This window comes from Austwickia sp. (genome assembly GCA_016699675.1).
Lineage (GTDB): Bacteria > Actinomycetota > Actinomycetes > Actinomycetales > Dermatophilaceae > Austwickia.
Genome location: CP064985.1, coordinates 4,172,587 through 4,186,186, shown reverse-complemented (window position 1 = coordinate 4,186,186; position 13,600 = coordinate 4,172,587). Strand labels below are relative to the sequence as shown.

The 13,600-nt window shown below is 70.7% G+C and carries 14 protein-coding genes; 7 read left to right on the top strand and 7 right to left on the bottom strand.

Features of this window, described 5'->3' with window-relative positions:
* The first annotated feature begins 7 nt into the window (after nucleotides 1-7).
* Complete coding sequence (locus IPK37_19100; protein ID QQS00846.1) at nucleotides 8-286, top strand: DUF167 domain-containing protein; 279 nt, start codon at nucleotides 8-10, stop codon at nucleotides 284-286.
* A gap of 98 nt (nucleotides 287-384) precedes the next feature.
* On the opposite strand, the gene IPK37_19095 is transcribed toward IPK37_19100, so the two are convergent.
* The 4 genes from IPK37_19095 to IPK37_19080 all read right to left on the bottom strand — a co-directional run bounded on the left by IPK37_19095 (nucleotide 385) and on the right by IPK37_19080 (nucleotide 4,941).
* Nucleotides 385-2,214 (bottom strand): cytochrome bc complex cytochrome b subunit, encoded by a 1,830-nt coding sequence (locus tag IPK37_19095; GenBank protein ID QQS00845.1) that lies wholly within the window; start codon nucleotides 2,212-2,214, stop codon nucleotides 385-387.
* Complete coding sequence (locus IPK37_19090; protein QQS00844.1) at nucleotides 2,211-3,359, bottom strand: Rieske (2Fe-2S) protein; 1,149 nt, start codon at nucleotides 3,357-3,359, stop codon at nucleotides 2,211-2,213. Before IPK37_19090 ends, IPK37_19095 begins: the two co-directional genes overlap by 4 nt.
* Before the next feature lie 61 nt (nucleotides 3,360-3,420).
* Nucleotides 3,421-4,215 carry a c-type cytochrome gene (locus tag IPK37_19085; protein ID QQS00843.1) on the bottom strand — a complete coding sequence of 265 codons (795 nt, stop codon included), beginning with the start codon at nucleotides 4,213-4,215 and terminating at the stop codon, nucleotides 3,421-3,423.
* A gap of 51 nt (nucleotides 4,216-4,266) precedes the next feature.
* Nucleotides 4,267-4,941, bottom strand: coding sequence for a heme-copper oxidase subunit III (locus IPK37_19080; GenBank protein QQS00842.1), 675 nt, complete (start codon nucleotides 4,939-4,941; stop codon nucleotides 4,267-4,269).
* A gap of 272 nt (nucleotides 4,942-5,213) precedes the next feature.
* Here IPK37_19080 and IPK37_19075 point away from each other — a divergent pair, with 272 nt between their 5' ends.
* Both IPK37_19075 and trpD read left to right on the top strand, forming a co-directional pair.
* Complete coding sequence (locus IPK37_19075) at nucleotides 5,214-5,666, top strand: response regulator transcription factor (protein ID QQS00841.1); 453 nt, start codon at nucleotides 5,214-5,216, stop codon at nucleotides 5,664-5,666.
* Entirely contained in the window at nucleotides 5,666-6,733 is a 1,068-nt protein-coding gene (gene trpD, locus IPK37_19070) for an anthranilate phosphoribosyltransferase (GenBank protein ID QQS00840.1), read from the top strand. The genes IPK37_19075 and trpD overlap by 1 nt, the downstream gene beginning before the upstream one ends.
* A gap of 42 nt (nucleotides 6,734-6,775) precedes the next feature.
* Here the strand turns inward: trpD and IPK37_19065 are convergent, their stop codons facing one another.
* Nucleotides 6,776-7,054: an Lrp/AsnC ligand binding domain-containing protein gene (locus IPK37_19065; protein ID QQS00839.1), complete on the bottom strand. Its 279-nt coding sequence runs from the start codon at nucleotides 7,052-7,054 to the stop codon at nucleotides 6,776-6,778.
* Nucleotides 7,051-8,922 (bottom strand): DEDD exonuclease domain-containing protein, encoded by a 1,872-nt coding sequence (locus IPK37_19060; protein QQS00838.1) that lies wholly within the window; start codon nucleotides 8,920-8,922, stop codon nucleotides 7,051-7,053. The genes IPK37_19065 and IPK37_19060 overlap by 4 nt, the downstream gene beginning before the upstream one ends.
* Before the next feature lie 167 nt (nucleotides 8,923-9,089).
* Between IPK37_19060 and IPK37_19055 the strand changes: the two genes are divergently transcribed.
* Nucleotides 9,090-9,308, top strand: a complete 219-nt coding sequence (locus tag IPK37_19055) for a hypothetical protein (GenBank protein QQS03020.1) — start codon at nucleotides 9,090-9,092, stop codon at nucleotides 9,306-9,308.
* Nucleotides 9,309-9,336: 28 nt separating this feature from the next.
* Nucleotides 9,337-10,737, top strand: coding sequence for a hypothetical protein (locus IPK37_19050; GenBank protein ID QQS00837.1), 1,401 nt, complete (start codon nucleotides 9,337-9,339; stop codon nucleotides 10,735-10,737).
* On the opposite strand, the gene IPK37_19045 is transcribed toward IPK37_19050, so the two are convergent.
* Nucleotides 10,720-12,549 carry a long-chain fatty acid--CoA ligase gene (locus IPK37_19045; GenBank protein ID QQS00836.1) on the bottom strand — a complete coding sequence of 610 codons (1,830 nt, stop codon included), beginning with the start codon at nucleotides 12,547-12,549 and terminating at the stop codon, nucleotides 10,720-10,722. The two genes, IPK37_19050 and IPK37_19045, sit on opposite strands and share 18 nt — an antisense overlap.
* 140 nt (nucleotides 12,550-12,689) lie before the next feature.
* Here IPK37_19045 and IPK37_19040 point away from each other — a divergent pair, with 140 nt between their 5' ends.
* Together IPK37_19040 and IPK37_19035 are read left to right on the top strand one after the other, a co-directional pair.
* Nucleotides 12,690-13,103, top strand: a complete 414-nt coding sequence (locus IPK37_19040) for a polyketide cyclase / dehydrase and lipid transport (GenBank protein ID QQS00835.1) — start codon at nucleotides 12,690-12,692, stop codon at nucleotides 13,101-13,103.
* Between the two features lie 48 nt (nucleotides 13,104-13,151).
* Nucleotides 13,152-13,595 carry an SRPBCC family protein gene (locus IPK37_19035; GenBank protein QQS00834.1) on the top strand — a complete coding sequence of 148 codons (444 nt, stop codon included), beginning with the start codon at nucleotides 13,152-13,154 and terminating at the stop codon, nucleotides 13,593-13,595.
* Nucleotides 13,596-13,600 lie beyond the last annotated feature (5 nt).

The following is a 13,600-nucleotide window of genomic DNA, read 5'->3' as shown; positions in this document are numbered from 1 at the left end:
TGGACGGGTGCGAATCGCGGTGCGGGTGCGGCCAGGAGCGTCGAGGACGCGCGTCGGGGGATCGTACGGCGAGTCGTCCGCCCCGGCGCTCGTCGTCGCGGTGACGGCTCGGGCGGTGGGCGGAGCGGCCACCGAGGCGGTGCTGCGGGCGGTGGCCGAGGCGTTCGGGGTACGCCGCCACGACGTACGGCTCGTCAGCGGAGCCACGGCGCGCAGCAAGGTGTTGGAGATCGACGGCGACGACGCGATGCTTGCGGCAACTGCGTCGCGACTCCGGGAGCGCTGACGGGCGCTGGCCTCGTGGGGGGCCAGCAACGAGGCACAAAGCCCGAGGGCCGCACCCATGGGATGGGTGCGGCCCTCGGTGAGACCCCGTGCGGCGACTTAGCCGTTCTTGGGGTGCTTGCCGTGATGCTCCGGACCGTGCGGCTGGTGCTCGTGGCTGTAGGAACGGCCAGCGGGCAGCTCCTCGGCTCCGCCGTGCATGACGCCACCGAAGTCGGCCGGGTCGATGGCCAGCATCGACGTGTCGTCGTGGTGGTGCTGGTCGGCCAGGTCGGCCGGCGTGACGGGCTCGACCCGGTCGGAGAAGAAGAACTTCGACATGCGCAGCCGGTTCTTCGACACCGCCGCCTTGGGGTCGACGTTGCCCATGGCGTCGTTGCCGGCCGTCAGCTCCAGCGGACGCGGCGCCTCGTGCTGGACCAGGACCCATCGGTCGTAGTCCGACAACGGCTCGTGAGCCTCGAAGAAGCGACCCTCAGGGGTCCGGACGATCCGGCCGGTCTCCCGACCGTGCAGCGCCTTGTCGCGGTCGGCCCGCTGCAGAGACAGACACAGCCGCTTCGTGACGAAGAAGGCGATGACCGGTCCGACGAAGAAGAGGATCTGCAGCGCCCGGGTGATGTCGTTGATCGACAACCCCATCTTGATGGCCATGAGGTCGTTGCCGGCCGCGAGGAACATCACCAGATACATGGTCAGGGCGGCCATACCGATGGCGGTGCGGGTCGGGGCGTTGCGCGGGCGGTCGAGCAGGTGGTGCTCACGCTTGTCACCGGTGACCCAGGACTCGAAGAACGGGTACGCGCCCATCAGGGTGAAGACGACGGGAAGCAGGATGATCGAGCCGAGGGCCAGGTTCAGGCTCAGCGTCCAGCCGAAGAGCTCGACCTCCAGCCAGCCGGGCAGGAGCCGCAGCGCGCCGTCGGCGAAGCCCATGTACCAGTCCGGCTGGCTGTCCGCGGTGACGGGGGAGGGATCGTAGGGGCCGTACATCCACACCGGGTTGATGGCCACCAGCCCCGAGATCAGGGCGATGATGCCGAACACGATGAAGAAGAAACCACCGGCCTTGGCCGCGTAGACCGGCATGACCGGGAACCCGACCACGTTGTTGTTGGTCTTGCCGGGCCCAGGGAACTGGGTGTGCTTGTGCACGACCACCAGCAGCAGGTGAGCGGTGAACAGGCCGATGATGATCGCAGGCACGAGAAGGACGTGCGCGATGTAGAGCCGGGGGATGATCATCTCGCCGGGGAACGCACCGCCGAAGATCATGTAGGACAGCCAGGAGCCGATGATCGGGCTCGACTCGACGAAGCCCTCCATGACGCGGATGCCGGTGCCGGAGAGCAGGTCGTCGGGAAGGGAGTAACCGGCGAAGCCCTCGATGCAGGCCAGCAGCAGCAGCACCGTGCCGATGACCCAGTTGATCTCGCGGGGCTTGCGGAACGCACCGGTGAAGAACACCCGGCAGGCGTGCAGGCCGACGGCCGCCACGAAGAACAGCGCGGACCAGTGGTGCAGCTGGCGCAGCAGCAGGCCGCCGCGGACGTCGAAACTGATGTCCAGGGTCGAGGCGTAAGCCTCCGACATGCCGAGCCCACGAAGCGGGATGTAGCTGCCCTCGTAGGTGATATGGCCGGCGCTCGGCACGAACCAGAAGGTGAGGAAGACCCCGGTGAGGAGGGCGACCACCATCGAGTACATGGCGACTTCGCCGAGCATGAACGACCAGTGGTCCGGGAAGACCTTGTTCATGAAGTAGCGCATCGCCCCGGCGCCGCCGGTGCGCTCGTCCATCCAGTTGGCCAGACCGCCGATGCGGCCGCCGGTCTTGCCCGCGTCGCGGGCCGGGGGCCGGTCGTCGACGCGAAGGGAATCAGCCGCCGCCTGGGCGCGCTCGTTGCGGGAGGAGGATGTCGTGGTCATCGTTTACGCGTCCAGAAGCTCGGGCCGACGGGCTCGGCGAAACCGTCATCGGCGATCAGGTAGCCGTCCTTGTCCACGGTGATCTTCAGCTGCGGCAGCGCGCGACGGGCCGGGCCGAAGATGACCTCACAGTCGTTCGTGACGTCGAACGTGGACTGGTGGCACGGGCACAGCAGGTGGTGCGTCTGCTGCTCGTACAGACCGACCGGGCAGCCGGCGTGGGTGCAGATCTTGCTGTAGGCGACGATGCCGTGGTAGCCCCAGTCCCGGGCCTTGCTGTTCACGAACGACGCCGGGTCCAGGCGCATGAGCAGGACCGCCGCCTTGGCCTTGCGCTCCAGCACACCGAGTTGCTCGTCATGCTGGAAGGTCTGGCCCTCGTCCGGCTTCTGCTTGGGGTTGTCGTGAATCCCTTCGGGAAGCACGTGGTAGACCGACCCCATCGTGACGTCGGAAGCCTTGATCGGCCGGTTCTCGGGGTCGGTCATCAGGCGAAGGCCCTTGCGCCAGAACGTGTGGCGCAACTCTTCCTGCGCATCGCCCATCTTGCCGAGCCCACCGATCAGCTGGACGAGCATCGGCAGCGCGAAGATCCCGAGGGCCGTGCCCCCGGCGACCTTGATCAGGGGCCGACGGGCGATCTGGCTCTGCTCGGCACCGCGGCCGAGGGTGTCGATGACACCCTGACGGTTCTCCGCCGAAGAGACGATCGGGTGGCGCTCCTCGACCACCTCGGTGTCGGGCATCAGGGTCTTCGCCCAATGCACGGCTCCCAGGCCGATGCCCAGCAGCGACAGGCCGAGGAAGACGCCGAACAAGGTGTGCAGGAGGTCCAGGTTGCCGAACCACGGGATCCACACGTACTTGTGCATCGGAATGGCGAAGTACGCCACCAGGAAGCCCAGGGTGCCCAGGATCGACAACCCGAACATCGTCGCCACCTGACGTTCGGCACGCTTGGCGGCCTTGGGGTCGACGTCGGCGTGCCGGAGCTTGTGGGGCGGCAGGCCCGGGTTGTCGAACCGGTCGGCGGTGGCCACCCCGGCCACGTGGCCGTGTTCGAGGGAGACCTCTTGACCGGTCACGTGCGGGTTCTCCGGGCGGGCGTGCCCGTCTGGCCCTGGGTGGGAGCCGTTGGCGTTCATGCATCGTTCCTGTCGGTGCGGGCCTGCCGGGCGAGGCGCTCACCCGGATGAAAGGGGCGGATCAGGCGGCCTTGCGGCCCAGCCATACGGCGGCGCCGAGCATGATCGGCATCGCGATGAGCCAGAGGAAGTAACCGTCGGCGACCGGGCCGAACGAGCCCAGCGAGTGCCCGCCGGTGTTGTTGGCCTTGTCGATCTCGTGCATGTAGGCGATGACGTCGCGCTTGGCCTCCGGCGTCAGGTTGGCGTCGTTGAACACCGGCATGGACTGCGGGCCGGTCAGCATGGCCTCGTAGATGTGCTTGCCCTCGATGGAGCGCAGCGGCGGAGCGAACTTGCCGCGGGTCAACGCTCCGCCGGAGCCGGCGTAGTTGTGGCACATCGAGCAGTTGACGCGGAAGATGTCGCCACCGCGGGCGAGGTTGGCGCCCTCCATCTCCTCGGTGTACTTGGCGTCGGGGATGCCGGGGCCAGGGCCGAGGGAGGCGACGTAGGCCGCCATCTGCTTGATCTGCTCGTCGTCGAACTGCACCTTGTTGCGCTTGGCCTGAACGTTGGCCTGCGGAAGCGGCATGCGCCCTGTGCCGACCTGGAAGTCGACAGAGGCCGCGCCGACGCCGACCAGGCTCGGCCCGTCCTTGGTGCCGACGGCGCCGATGCCGTGACAGGTCGAGCAGTTGGCGAGGAAGAGCTTCTCCCCGGCCTTGGTCTCCTCCGCCGCGTTGGCGGTCGGGGCGCCGGCCTGGGCCGTCGTGGGGGCCAATGCGGCGTACGCGCCCCCGGTGATGAACAGGCCCAACAAGAGCAACAGAACGAACGCGGCCGGGTGGCGGCGGCGGGCTGCGACGGATTTCACGGCGGTGTTCCTTCGGGCGTGCGCTGGCGGGAGTAGGGGAGTAGGCGGGTGCTACTTCAGCACGTAGATCACGAAGAACAGGGCGATCCACACGACGTCGACGAAGTGCCAGTAGTACGACGTCACGATGGCGCCGGTGGCTTGCCGGTGGGTGTAGCGCCGGGCCGTGAAGCTGCGGCCGATGATGATGAGGAAGGCGATCAGGCCGCCGGTGACGTGGATGCCGTGGAAGCCGGTGGTGATGAAGAAGCACGACGTCCAGGCGTCGTGGCTCAGCGTCAGGCCCTCCGAGGTCAAGGTCGCGTATTCCCAGACCTGGCCGGCGACGAAGACGGCGCCGAACAGGTAGGTCAGCACGTACCACTCGCGCATGCCCCAGTTCTTGACGTCGAACAGCTTGCCGGTGCGCTTGCCCTTGCCGTGCTCGGCGGCGAACACCCCGAGCTGGCACCACACGGACGAGATCACGAGGATCAAGGTGTTGGTGAACGCGAACGGGAAGTTCAGCTGGGCGGTGTCATGCGCCCAGACCTCGGGTCGGACCGATCGGATCGTGAAGTAGATCGCGAAGAGTCCGGCGAAGAACATGAGTTCGCTCGACAGCCAGATCATCGTCCCGACCGACGCCATGTTGGGACGGGTCACCGGGCCGTGGCCGGGAATGACGCCGGGCCGGGAGCCGGGGCTGGAAGGGTGTACTGAGGTTGCGGTCGCCACGGGCGCCATTATTGCCGCATCGGAGAGGGCGATTCGCCCCCGCGGAAGGCTGGCCGATGCGCGGCGAACGGATCGTCGCTCAACGGTCGGTTGCTGAAGGTGAACGGCCGAAGACGTGCGCAGATCAGCGCCGTGCCGACCGCCGCCAAGCGCCGCTGCCAGCGGTGGAACCCGCTGCGACAGCGGCCAATGGCGCCCTCTCGGCGGCCGGCGCGGCCCCCAGCGTTCCGACGCCCGGCGCGACACTGGCGTTGGGCGGCCGCCTCGCTAGGATTCGCGGTATGAGCGCATCTCACGACACTCCCGGGGAGCTGACCCACGCCACGGAAGGTGCCACGCGCCGACTGCGGATTCTGCTCTACAGCGATGACCGATCCACCCGGGACGCCGTCCGGGTCGCCGTCGGTCGCCGCCCCGCGCGTGATGTCGAGGTCGAGTCCTGGCTCGAGTGCGCCACTCCCGCGGCCGCCGAGGAGGCCATGCGCACCAGTTCCTTCGACCTGCTGATCCTCGATGGCGAGTCGGCCCCGTACGGCGGGCTGGGCATGTGCCGGCAGTTCAAGCACGAGTTCTATGAGTGCCCACCGATCATCGTGCTCACCGGACGCCCGCAGGACGATTGGCTGGCGGCTTGGTCGTACGCCGACGGCGCGGTGCCGCATCCGCTGGACCCGGTCACCATGGCCCGGGCGGTGGCCGAGATCGCCGCGCGCGAAGCGGTCAAGCCCGCCTGATGGAGGTTTGCGAGCCGACCTGGCCGGATGTCCTGACGTCGCTGCTGGCCGGGACGGATCTCGACGCCCCGACCGCGTCGTGGGCGATGGGCCGCATCATGAGCGGTGACGCCGCCCCGACCCAGGTGGCCGCCTTCGTCGTGGCCCTGCGCGCCAAGGGCGAAACCGTCGGCGAGCTCACCGGCATCGCCGACGAGATGCTCGCGCATGCCCATCGCATCGAGGTGCCCGGGCCGAGTCTGGACATCGTCGGGACCGGCGGCGACCGGGCCCACACCGTCAACATCTCGACGATGGCGGCGCTCACCTGTGCCGCCGCGGGCGCGACCATCGTCAAGCACGGCAACCGGGCGGCATCGTCCAGTTCCGGGACCGCGGACGTGCTCGAGTCGCTCGGGGTCAACCTGAAGCTGACGCCCGCGCAGGTCGCCGAGGTGGCCGGCCGGGCCGGGATCACGTTCTGCTTCGCGCAGGTCTTCCACCCCTCGTTCCGGCACACCGCGGGGCCGCGCCGGGACCTCGGCATCCCGACCGTCTTCAACGTGCTGGGACCGCTGACCAATCCGGCGCAGCCGGAGTACGCCGCCGTGGGGGTCGCCGACCCCCGGTTGGCTCCGCTCGTCGCGGGGGTCTTCGCCGCCCGCGGTCGGGACACCGCCGTGTTCCGCGGCGACGACGGCCTCGACGAACTGACGATCTCGACGACGTCGCGGTGCTGGTGGGTTCGGGGCGGGCAGGTGCGCGAACGCACCGTGGACCCGGAGCGGGTGGGTCTTGCGCTCGCCCCGCTGGCGAGCCTGCGCGGGGGGAGCCCGGAGCACAACGCGCAGGTGGTGCGCGACGTCTTCGCGGGAGCGCGGGGCCCGATCCGGGACGCCGTCGTGCTCAACGCCGGCGTCGCGCTGGCCGTGATGGCGACCGACTCAGGCGACGATCAGGACGCCTTCGAGGCCGACCTGCGCGCCGGGATGGACCGCGCCGAGCAGGTCATCGACTCGGGGGCGGCCGCGGCCAAGTTGACCGAGTGGAGCCAGGTCACGACGTCCTATCCCGCCGCCGGGCACTGACGCCGGCTGGGGGCCGGGTCCGCGAGGGTTGGCCAGCCGCGCTCAGTCCAGTCCGATGCTGAAGGCCGCCTCGAGATCGCTCGCGCCGTACTGCCGGAAGGCGATGTGGGTCTGCGTCCCCTGCACCCCGGGGGTCTTGTTGAGGCGGTCGGCGATGACATCGGCGAAGTCGTCGTGGTGCTCGACCTGCACGAGGGCGATGAGGTCGCAGTCGCCGGTAACGGAGTAGACCTCCCGGACGCCGGGCTGCTCCGCGATCGCCTGGGCCACCTCGGGGATCTTGTCGACGTCTGCGTTGATGAGGACGATGGCGGTGATCACCTCGCCACTGTAGACCGGGGTTGGGACAGCTGAGCGTCCTGCGGCGCCCGGGCCGGATCGGGGGGCGTCGGCGCCGGACCCAGGGACGTCGGGCCAGCACGACCTTGCGACGGGGTGAGACGAGGTGGCGACGGGGCAGGGCTAGGGGGCGGCGGGGCCAGGCTCCGGGGCGACCGGGCGGCGACGGATCTTGCCTGCTGGCCGCTGCGGAGGCCCTCGCCGGCGGCGCCGTACGCGGGGCTTGACCAGGTGCCGTCCAGGTGGACCAGCCGGACGTCGTCGCGCTCCAACCACGCGAGGATGACCTCGGTCTCCTCGGACGTGGTCGCCGGGGCAGGCCCCACCCCGGGGGCGATCACCTCGGCGCTGGCGCGGAGGGCGTCGATGAAGGGCATCGGGTCGGCGCCGCGCGGGGTGACCGTCGTGCCGGCCAGCCGCCCGTACCGAATGGAGGCCACCTCCCAGCCGCCCGCCGGGGCGCGTCGCGCGGCCACGATCTCCGCGGCGGCGGCGAGGGGCGCCACCCGTTGGGCCCGCGCGGCGCCCCGGACCAGCGCCGACATCCGGTCGCGGGCGACGGCCGCGTCCTCGTACCGTTCATCCCGCGCCAGCGTCGCCATCCGATCCCGCAAGCTCGCGGTCAGGTGCCGGCAGTCGGCCGTCATGGCGGCGACCGCCGCGGCGGCCACCTCGGCGTACGCCGCCGCGCTCTGCCGATGCTCGCACGGTGCGCCGCAGCGACCCATCTCGAACAAGACGCAGGCTTGGCCGCGTGTGCGCGGCCCGATGTGGTCGCTGCAGCGCCGCAGCGGCAGGACGTCGTGGAGGGCGGCCACCGCCTCCTCCGCGGTGCGGCGCCCGGAGAACGGGCCGAGGTAGGTGGCTCCGTCCGCGCGCACGTGCGCCACGATGGACAGCCGCGGGTAGGTCTCGGCGGTGAGTTTGACCCAGGGGCGCCGTCGGGACCGGCGGGAGCGACGGTTGTAGCGAGGCTCATGCTCGGCGATGAGGCGCAGCTCGCGGACCTGGGCCTCCAGGGGCGTGGCGCACACCACGGCGGTGACGGACTCGGCCACCGAGACCATCTCGCCCATCCGGCTCCGATGCTCCGACGCCGTGAAGTAGGTCCGGACCCGGCGCCGGATGTCTTGCGAGGTCCCGACGTACAGCACCTGCCCGCGCGCGTCCTTGAACAGGTACACCCCGGGCGCCGACGGGAGGCGGTCGGCGAGATGACGCTTGCGGCGCTGGGAGGTCGAGACCCGCGAGCTGTACGTCGTGAGCTCCTCCAGCGTCGTGACCCCGAGGTTGCCGACCCGACCCATCAGGGCGTGCAGGACGTCGACCGTGGCCGAAGCGTCGTGCAGGGCCCGGTGGTCGGGGGTCTGCGCCGCGCCGAACAGCGCGGCCAGCGTGCCGAGCTTGCGGTTGGGCGCCTCGTCGCGCGGGACCAACTGACGGGCGAGGTGGGCCGTGTCCAGCACCGGGAAACCGGGCCATGGCATGCCCAGCTGGGCGGCCCCGGCCTTGAGGAAGGAGACGTCGAACGGGGCGTTGTGGGCGACCAGGACGCAGTCGCCGGCGAACTCGAAGAACGCCGGGAGGGCGGCGGAGAGCCGCGGCGCGGTCGTGACCATGGCAGGAGTGATGCCCGTGAGCACCTGGATGAACGCGGGGATCGGGCGGCCGGGGTTCACCAGCGTCTGGAACTGGCCGAGCCGCTCGCCGCCGCGCACCTTGACCGCACCGATCTCGGTGATGGCGCAGTCCGCCGCGCTGCCGCCGGTCGTCTCCAGATCGACGACGACGAAGGTGACCTCGTGCAGCGGCGTCCCCACGTCGTCGAGCGTGCCCTGGATCATCTGCATGGTCGGGACGGTAGGTCTCGCCACCGACAACCCATGGCAGCAGCGCGGATGCCTGGCCGCTTGCTCATGTTTGCGCAGCTCACAGCTCTGTCGGAGGGTCCGCATACGGTGACGGGCAAACGTCAGCCAACCCGCTGGTGAAGGCGGTCGGAGTGGAGGAGAGCGACATGCTGGTCGACTGCGAGGGCTGCCCCGTCCGGGGCCGGGCGTGCGCCAGTTGCGCCGTCGGCGTGCTCCTGACCATCGGACCGCCTAGACCCGGGGAGGTCTGCTTGGACGGCGCCGAGATGCAGGCCGTCGAGGCCTTCGTCCGAGCCGGGCTGGTGGACGCCGAGGTCGCCGAAGGCTTCGTCGCCATGCTCGACGAGGCGGCGATGGTCGGATGAGGACGCACCGGCGGCCTAGCATGACCGGATGGAGGAGGCGCGGCAGTCCTCGCCGCCGCCGTCCAGGCGCGAGGTGCTGCGGGGCGTCGCAGCGGTCGTGGGCGCCGTCGCCGCTGCTGCGGGTGCGTCCGGTTGCGGTGGGGGTTTGCTCGACGACCCGGGCGCCGAGGAGACGAGGGCGACTGGCCGGCCCGGCGGGGCCGACGCGGGGTCGGCAGATCGTGCGGTGGAAGCGGCGCTGCGGTCGCGCGCCGCCGCCTACGAGCGCGGTGATCGCGCGGACTGGGTCGGCACCTCGGCAGTGCCGGTGGCGACGGGTGCGGCCCGGGAGGACGAGGCCGCGTACGACGTGATGCGGGCGATGGGCATCCGCCGAGTGGAGTACGGCGGGGCGACCCTGGTCGACGGCGTGCTGGCCAGCGAACTGCGGTACGCCGTAGCCGGTTTCGACATCGCGCCGGCCTCGGCCGTCACCCACTGGGAACCGACGACTCTGCCGCCCCGGCGCCGGGATCCACCGGTGTTCCCGTGGGAGGAGCCCGGCGCGGTCGGTCGCCGCGGCGAGAAGGCGGTGGCGGTCGGCGTGGGTGCCGAGGCGACGTCCGACCTCTGGCTGCTCGCCGAGCGGGCCGTCGACCCGGTACGCCGGATCACGGGACGGCGCGGGCTGGGCGCGGTGGTGGTCATGCCCGCTGGAGCCGAGACCTTCGCCCGGTGGGCGGCGCTCACCGGACCCGTCACCGGCGTGCCCGCCGCCACGGTCGGGCCGATCGCGGACGGGCGCGCGATCGGATGCGACCGGATCGTCGTCAATCCGGCCCTGTGGTCGGACCTGAGCCCCGCCGGCCGGCGCGTGGTGCTGACCCACGAGGTGACCCACGTGTCGCTGCGCCGGGAGGGCGGCCCGGAGCGTCCGGCGTGGCTTGACGAGGGCTTTTGCGAGTACGTGGCGTACGCGGACGAGCCGCTCGCCGAGGCGGCGGTCGCGGCGCCCCTGATCCGGCAGGTCCGGCGCCGCGGCGTGGTACCCGGCGCGCTGCCCGATGTGCTCGCGGACGATGTGCTCCCGGAGGGCGCTGCACCGATCGGGCCGCAGGCAAGGGCCGGGGCAGGCGCAGGCGCAGGCGCAGGGACACCCTCACGGACACCGTCAGGGACGGGCGTCGAGGGGCGCCCGCCGACCGATGAGGCCATGGCGTACGACGACCGGGCCGCCGCCTACGCCGCGGGCCTGCTGGCCTGCCGGATCATTGCGGAACGGTCAGGCGAGGCCGCGCTGGTCCGGCTGGCCTTGACGGCGTCCGACGTACGGTCCAGCGCCGCAGGCCTGCTCGATCCCCTCCGGCAGCTGACCGGGTGGGACCTGAGCGACCTGCGGACCGCCTGGGCGACGCGGGTGCGCGCCCTGGCCTCAGGAACCGGACCGTGAGGGCGGCGACGCCGGCCCGCGTGACTCGGCGTACAGCTCGTGGATGGCCATCGCGTAGTCCTTCAGCACGAGGGCGCGCTTGACCTTGAGCGAGGGCGTGAGGTGCCCGGACTCCTCGGTGAAGTCGCCGTCCAGGATGGCGAACTTGCGGATGGCTTCGGCGCGGCTGACCCGCTCGTTGGCCCGGTCGACGGCCATCTGCAGGTGCTCCCGCACGGTCTCGTCGGTGCGGGCCGCCTCCAGGGTGAGCCCCTCGAGCCCGTGCGCCTTGCCCCACAGGGGGACCATCTCGGGGTCCAGCGTGATCAGCGCCGCGATGAAGGGCTTCTGGTCGCCGATCACCATGCACTGGGACACCAACGGGTGCGCCCGGATCATGTCCTCCAGGGGTGCCGGAGCCACGTTCTTGCCACCCGCGGTGACGAGGATCTCCTTCTTGCGCCCGGTGATGGTGAGCCGGCCGGCGTCGTCGATCGCGCCGAGGTCGCCGGTGTGGAACCACCCGTCGTCCGTGAACGCCGCGGCCGTCGCCTCGGGGTTGCCGAAGTAGCCCCGGAAGACCCCGATCCCCTTGACCAGCAGCTCGCCGTCGTCGGCGAGGCGCGTCGAGGTGCCGGGAAGGGGCTGACCCACGGTGCCGACCGTGTTGAAGCTGGGGGTGTTGACGTTGGTCGGCGCGGTGGTCTCCGTGAGCCCGTAGCCCTCCAGGATCGTCACGCCGGCGGCGCGGAAGAAGTGACCCAACCGCTCGCCGAGGGGCGCCCCGCCGGAGATGGCGTACTCGCAGGAGCCGCCCAGTGCGGCCCGCAGCTTGCCGTAGACGAGCAGGTCGAACAGCTTGTGCCGCGCCTTGAGCAGCGCCGACGGTGAGCCCTGATCCAGGGCCCGGCTGTAGGAGATCGCGGTGGCCGCGGCCATGCGGAAGATCCGTCCGCGACCCTCCAGGACCGCCTTCTGGTCGACGGAGTTGTAGATCTTCTCGAACACCCGCGGCACGGCGAGCAGCAGCGTCGGCTGGAAGGAGCTCACGTCCGGCAGCAGCGTCTTGATGTCCGGGGCGTGCCCGATCCGGAAGCGGGCGTCCACGGCCAGCACCTGGATGAACCGGGCGAGCACGTGCGCCAGCGGCAGGAACAGCAGCGTCGAGGCGTCGCTGCGGCGGGTGATCTCCGGCAGCGTCTCGATGGCGTTCGCCGACAGCTCCAGGAAGTTCGCGTGGGTGAGTTGGCACCCCTTGGGGCGGCCGGTGGTGCCGGAGGTGTAGATGATCGTGGCCAGGTCGGCCGAGGTGGTGCGGGCCGCGGCCTCCTCCAGCGGGCCGACGTCATGCGATTCGGCAGCCAGCCGGTCCAGGTCGCCGGCGTCGATCTGCCAGACGTGGGCCAGCTCCGGGCAGTCCGTGCGCACGGACTCGACGAGCTGCTGGTGCTCGGTCGTCTCGACGACCACCCCCCGGGCGCCGCTGTCCGCCAGGATCCAGCGCACCTGATCGGCCGAGGAGGTCTCGTAGATGGGGACCCCCACGAGGCCTGCGGTCCACAGCGCGAAATCGGTGAGGGTCCACTCGTAGCGCGTGCGGCTCATGATGCCGACCCGGTCGCCCCAGTGCAGCCCGGTCGCCCGGAACGCGGCGCCGAGCGCCCGCACCTGGTCGTTGAACTGCCGGGCGGTGACGTCCTCCCAGACGTCTGATCCCGGCGAGCGGCGGCTGAAGACGACCTTCTCCGGTTCGAGTCGGGCGTTTCTCGCCACGATCATGCCCAGGTGGGACTCAGTGGACTTCGTGACAACGGGGACGGACTTCTCGCGCATGAACCCTCCTGAGCGGCACCCTTGCCTGAGCCGCCTACGTTACTGACTAGTCACCATAGTCGCTGCCGGTTCGGGACGAGTCGCGCCGGGTGAGCGCCCCGATGCGCCCAAAGGCGCCGTCTTGGCGCATGCTGGAGGGCGTGCGCAGCGGTCCTGCCCAGCCCCGTCGGGTCGACATCGTCGACGAGACCTTCATCGACGCGGCGCCGAGCGTGTTGGCGCAGGTCTTCACCGATCCGCGCAATGTCGCCACCGTGTGGCCCCATGTCAACGCGCGGATCCTGGTGGACCGGGGGCCGCTCGGCGCCATCTGGGCCGTCGAGGGCGTCCTCGCCGGCGAGTTCGAGGTGTGGATCGAACCGTGGTGGGACGGCGCGATCGTGCATCACTACGTGCGGGCCAGTACGACGGAGCGCGCCCGGGCCGTGGAACTGGCCCACGTTCGGCGCTGGAAGCGGTTCGTCACCGCGGTGAAGGACGCGCTGGAGCCGCATCGGCGGACGTGGTCGTTCGAGGGCGGTCAGTCCGTCCGGGCCCTCGGCGACGACGGGTGATCCCGCGAGCGGATGTCTTGGCGGGGCTGGTTCGGTAGGTTTCGACGCATGGCCGACTTCACCGAATCCAGCATCCGCGTCGCCGCCGACCCGGGCACCGTCTCCGACGTGATCGCCGACGTGGAGGCCTACCCCGAGTGGACCCCGCAGATGCGCACGGTGACCGTCCTGTCGACCGACGAGGCGGACTACCCCGAGCAGGTGGAGTTCACGATCGACGCCGGGGTCTTCCAGGACACCTACGTGCTCGAGTACACCTGGGATCTGGCCGAGGACGGTCAGGGCGTCGTCTCGTGGACCCTGGTGCGCGGCGATGTGCTCAAGGACATGACCGGCTCGTACACGCTCGCCGCCGACGGCGACGGCACCTCGGTCGTGTACAAGCTGGGCGTCGATCTGAAGATCCCCATGCTCGGCATGATCAAGCGCAAGGCCGAGAAGTCGATCGTGTCCGGCGCGCTCGGCGGGCTCAAGAAGCGCTGCGAGGGCTGAGCCCA

What these genes read in the sequence shown, in the direction of transcription:
- IPK37_19095 (QQS00845.1), bottom strand. Translation starts at nt 2,214, where the DNA reads ATGACCACGACATCCTCCTCCCGCAACGAGCGCGCCCAGGCGGCGGCT.
- IPK37_19090 (QQS00844.1), bottom strand. Translation starts at nt 3,359, where the DNA reads ATGAACGCCAACGGCTCCCACCCAGGGCCAGACGGGCACGCCCGCCCG.
- IPK37_19080 (QQS00842.1), bottom strand. Translation starts at nt 4,941, where the DNA reads ATGGCGCCCGTGGCGACCGCAACCTCAGTACACCCTTCCAGCCCCGGC.
- IPK37_19075 (QQS00841.1), top strand. Translation starts at nt 5,214, where the DNA reads ATGAGCGCATCTCACGACACTCCCGGGGAGCTGACCCACGCCACGGAA.
- trpD (QQS00840.1), top strand. Translation starts at nt 5,666, where the DNA reads ATGGAGGTTTGCGAGCCGACCTGGCCGGATGTCCTGACGTCGCTGCTG.
- IPK37_19060 (QQS00838.1), bottom strand. Translation starts at nt 8,922, where the DNA reads ATGCAGATGATCCAGGGCACGCTCGACGACGTGGGGACGCCGCTGCAC.
- IPK37_19055 (QQS03020.1), top strand. Translation starts at nt 9,090, where the DNA reads ATGCTGGTCGACTGCGAGGGCTGCCCCGTCCGGGGCCGGGCGTGCGCC.
- IPK37_19050 (QQS00837.1), top strand. Translation starts at nt 9,337, where the DNA reads ATGGAGGAGGCGCGGCAGTCCTCGCCGCCGCCGTCCAGGCGCGAGGTG.
- IPK37_19045 (QQS00836.1), bottom strand. Translation starts at nt 12,549, where the DNA reads ATGCGCGAGAAGTCCGTCCCCGTTGTCACGAAGTCCACTGAGTCCCAC.
- IPK37_19035 (QQS00834.1), top strand. Translation starts at nt 13,152, where the DNA reads ATGGCCGACTTCACCGAATCCAGCATCCGCGTCGCCGCCGACCCGGGC.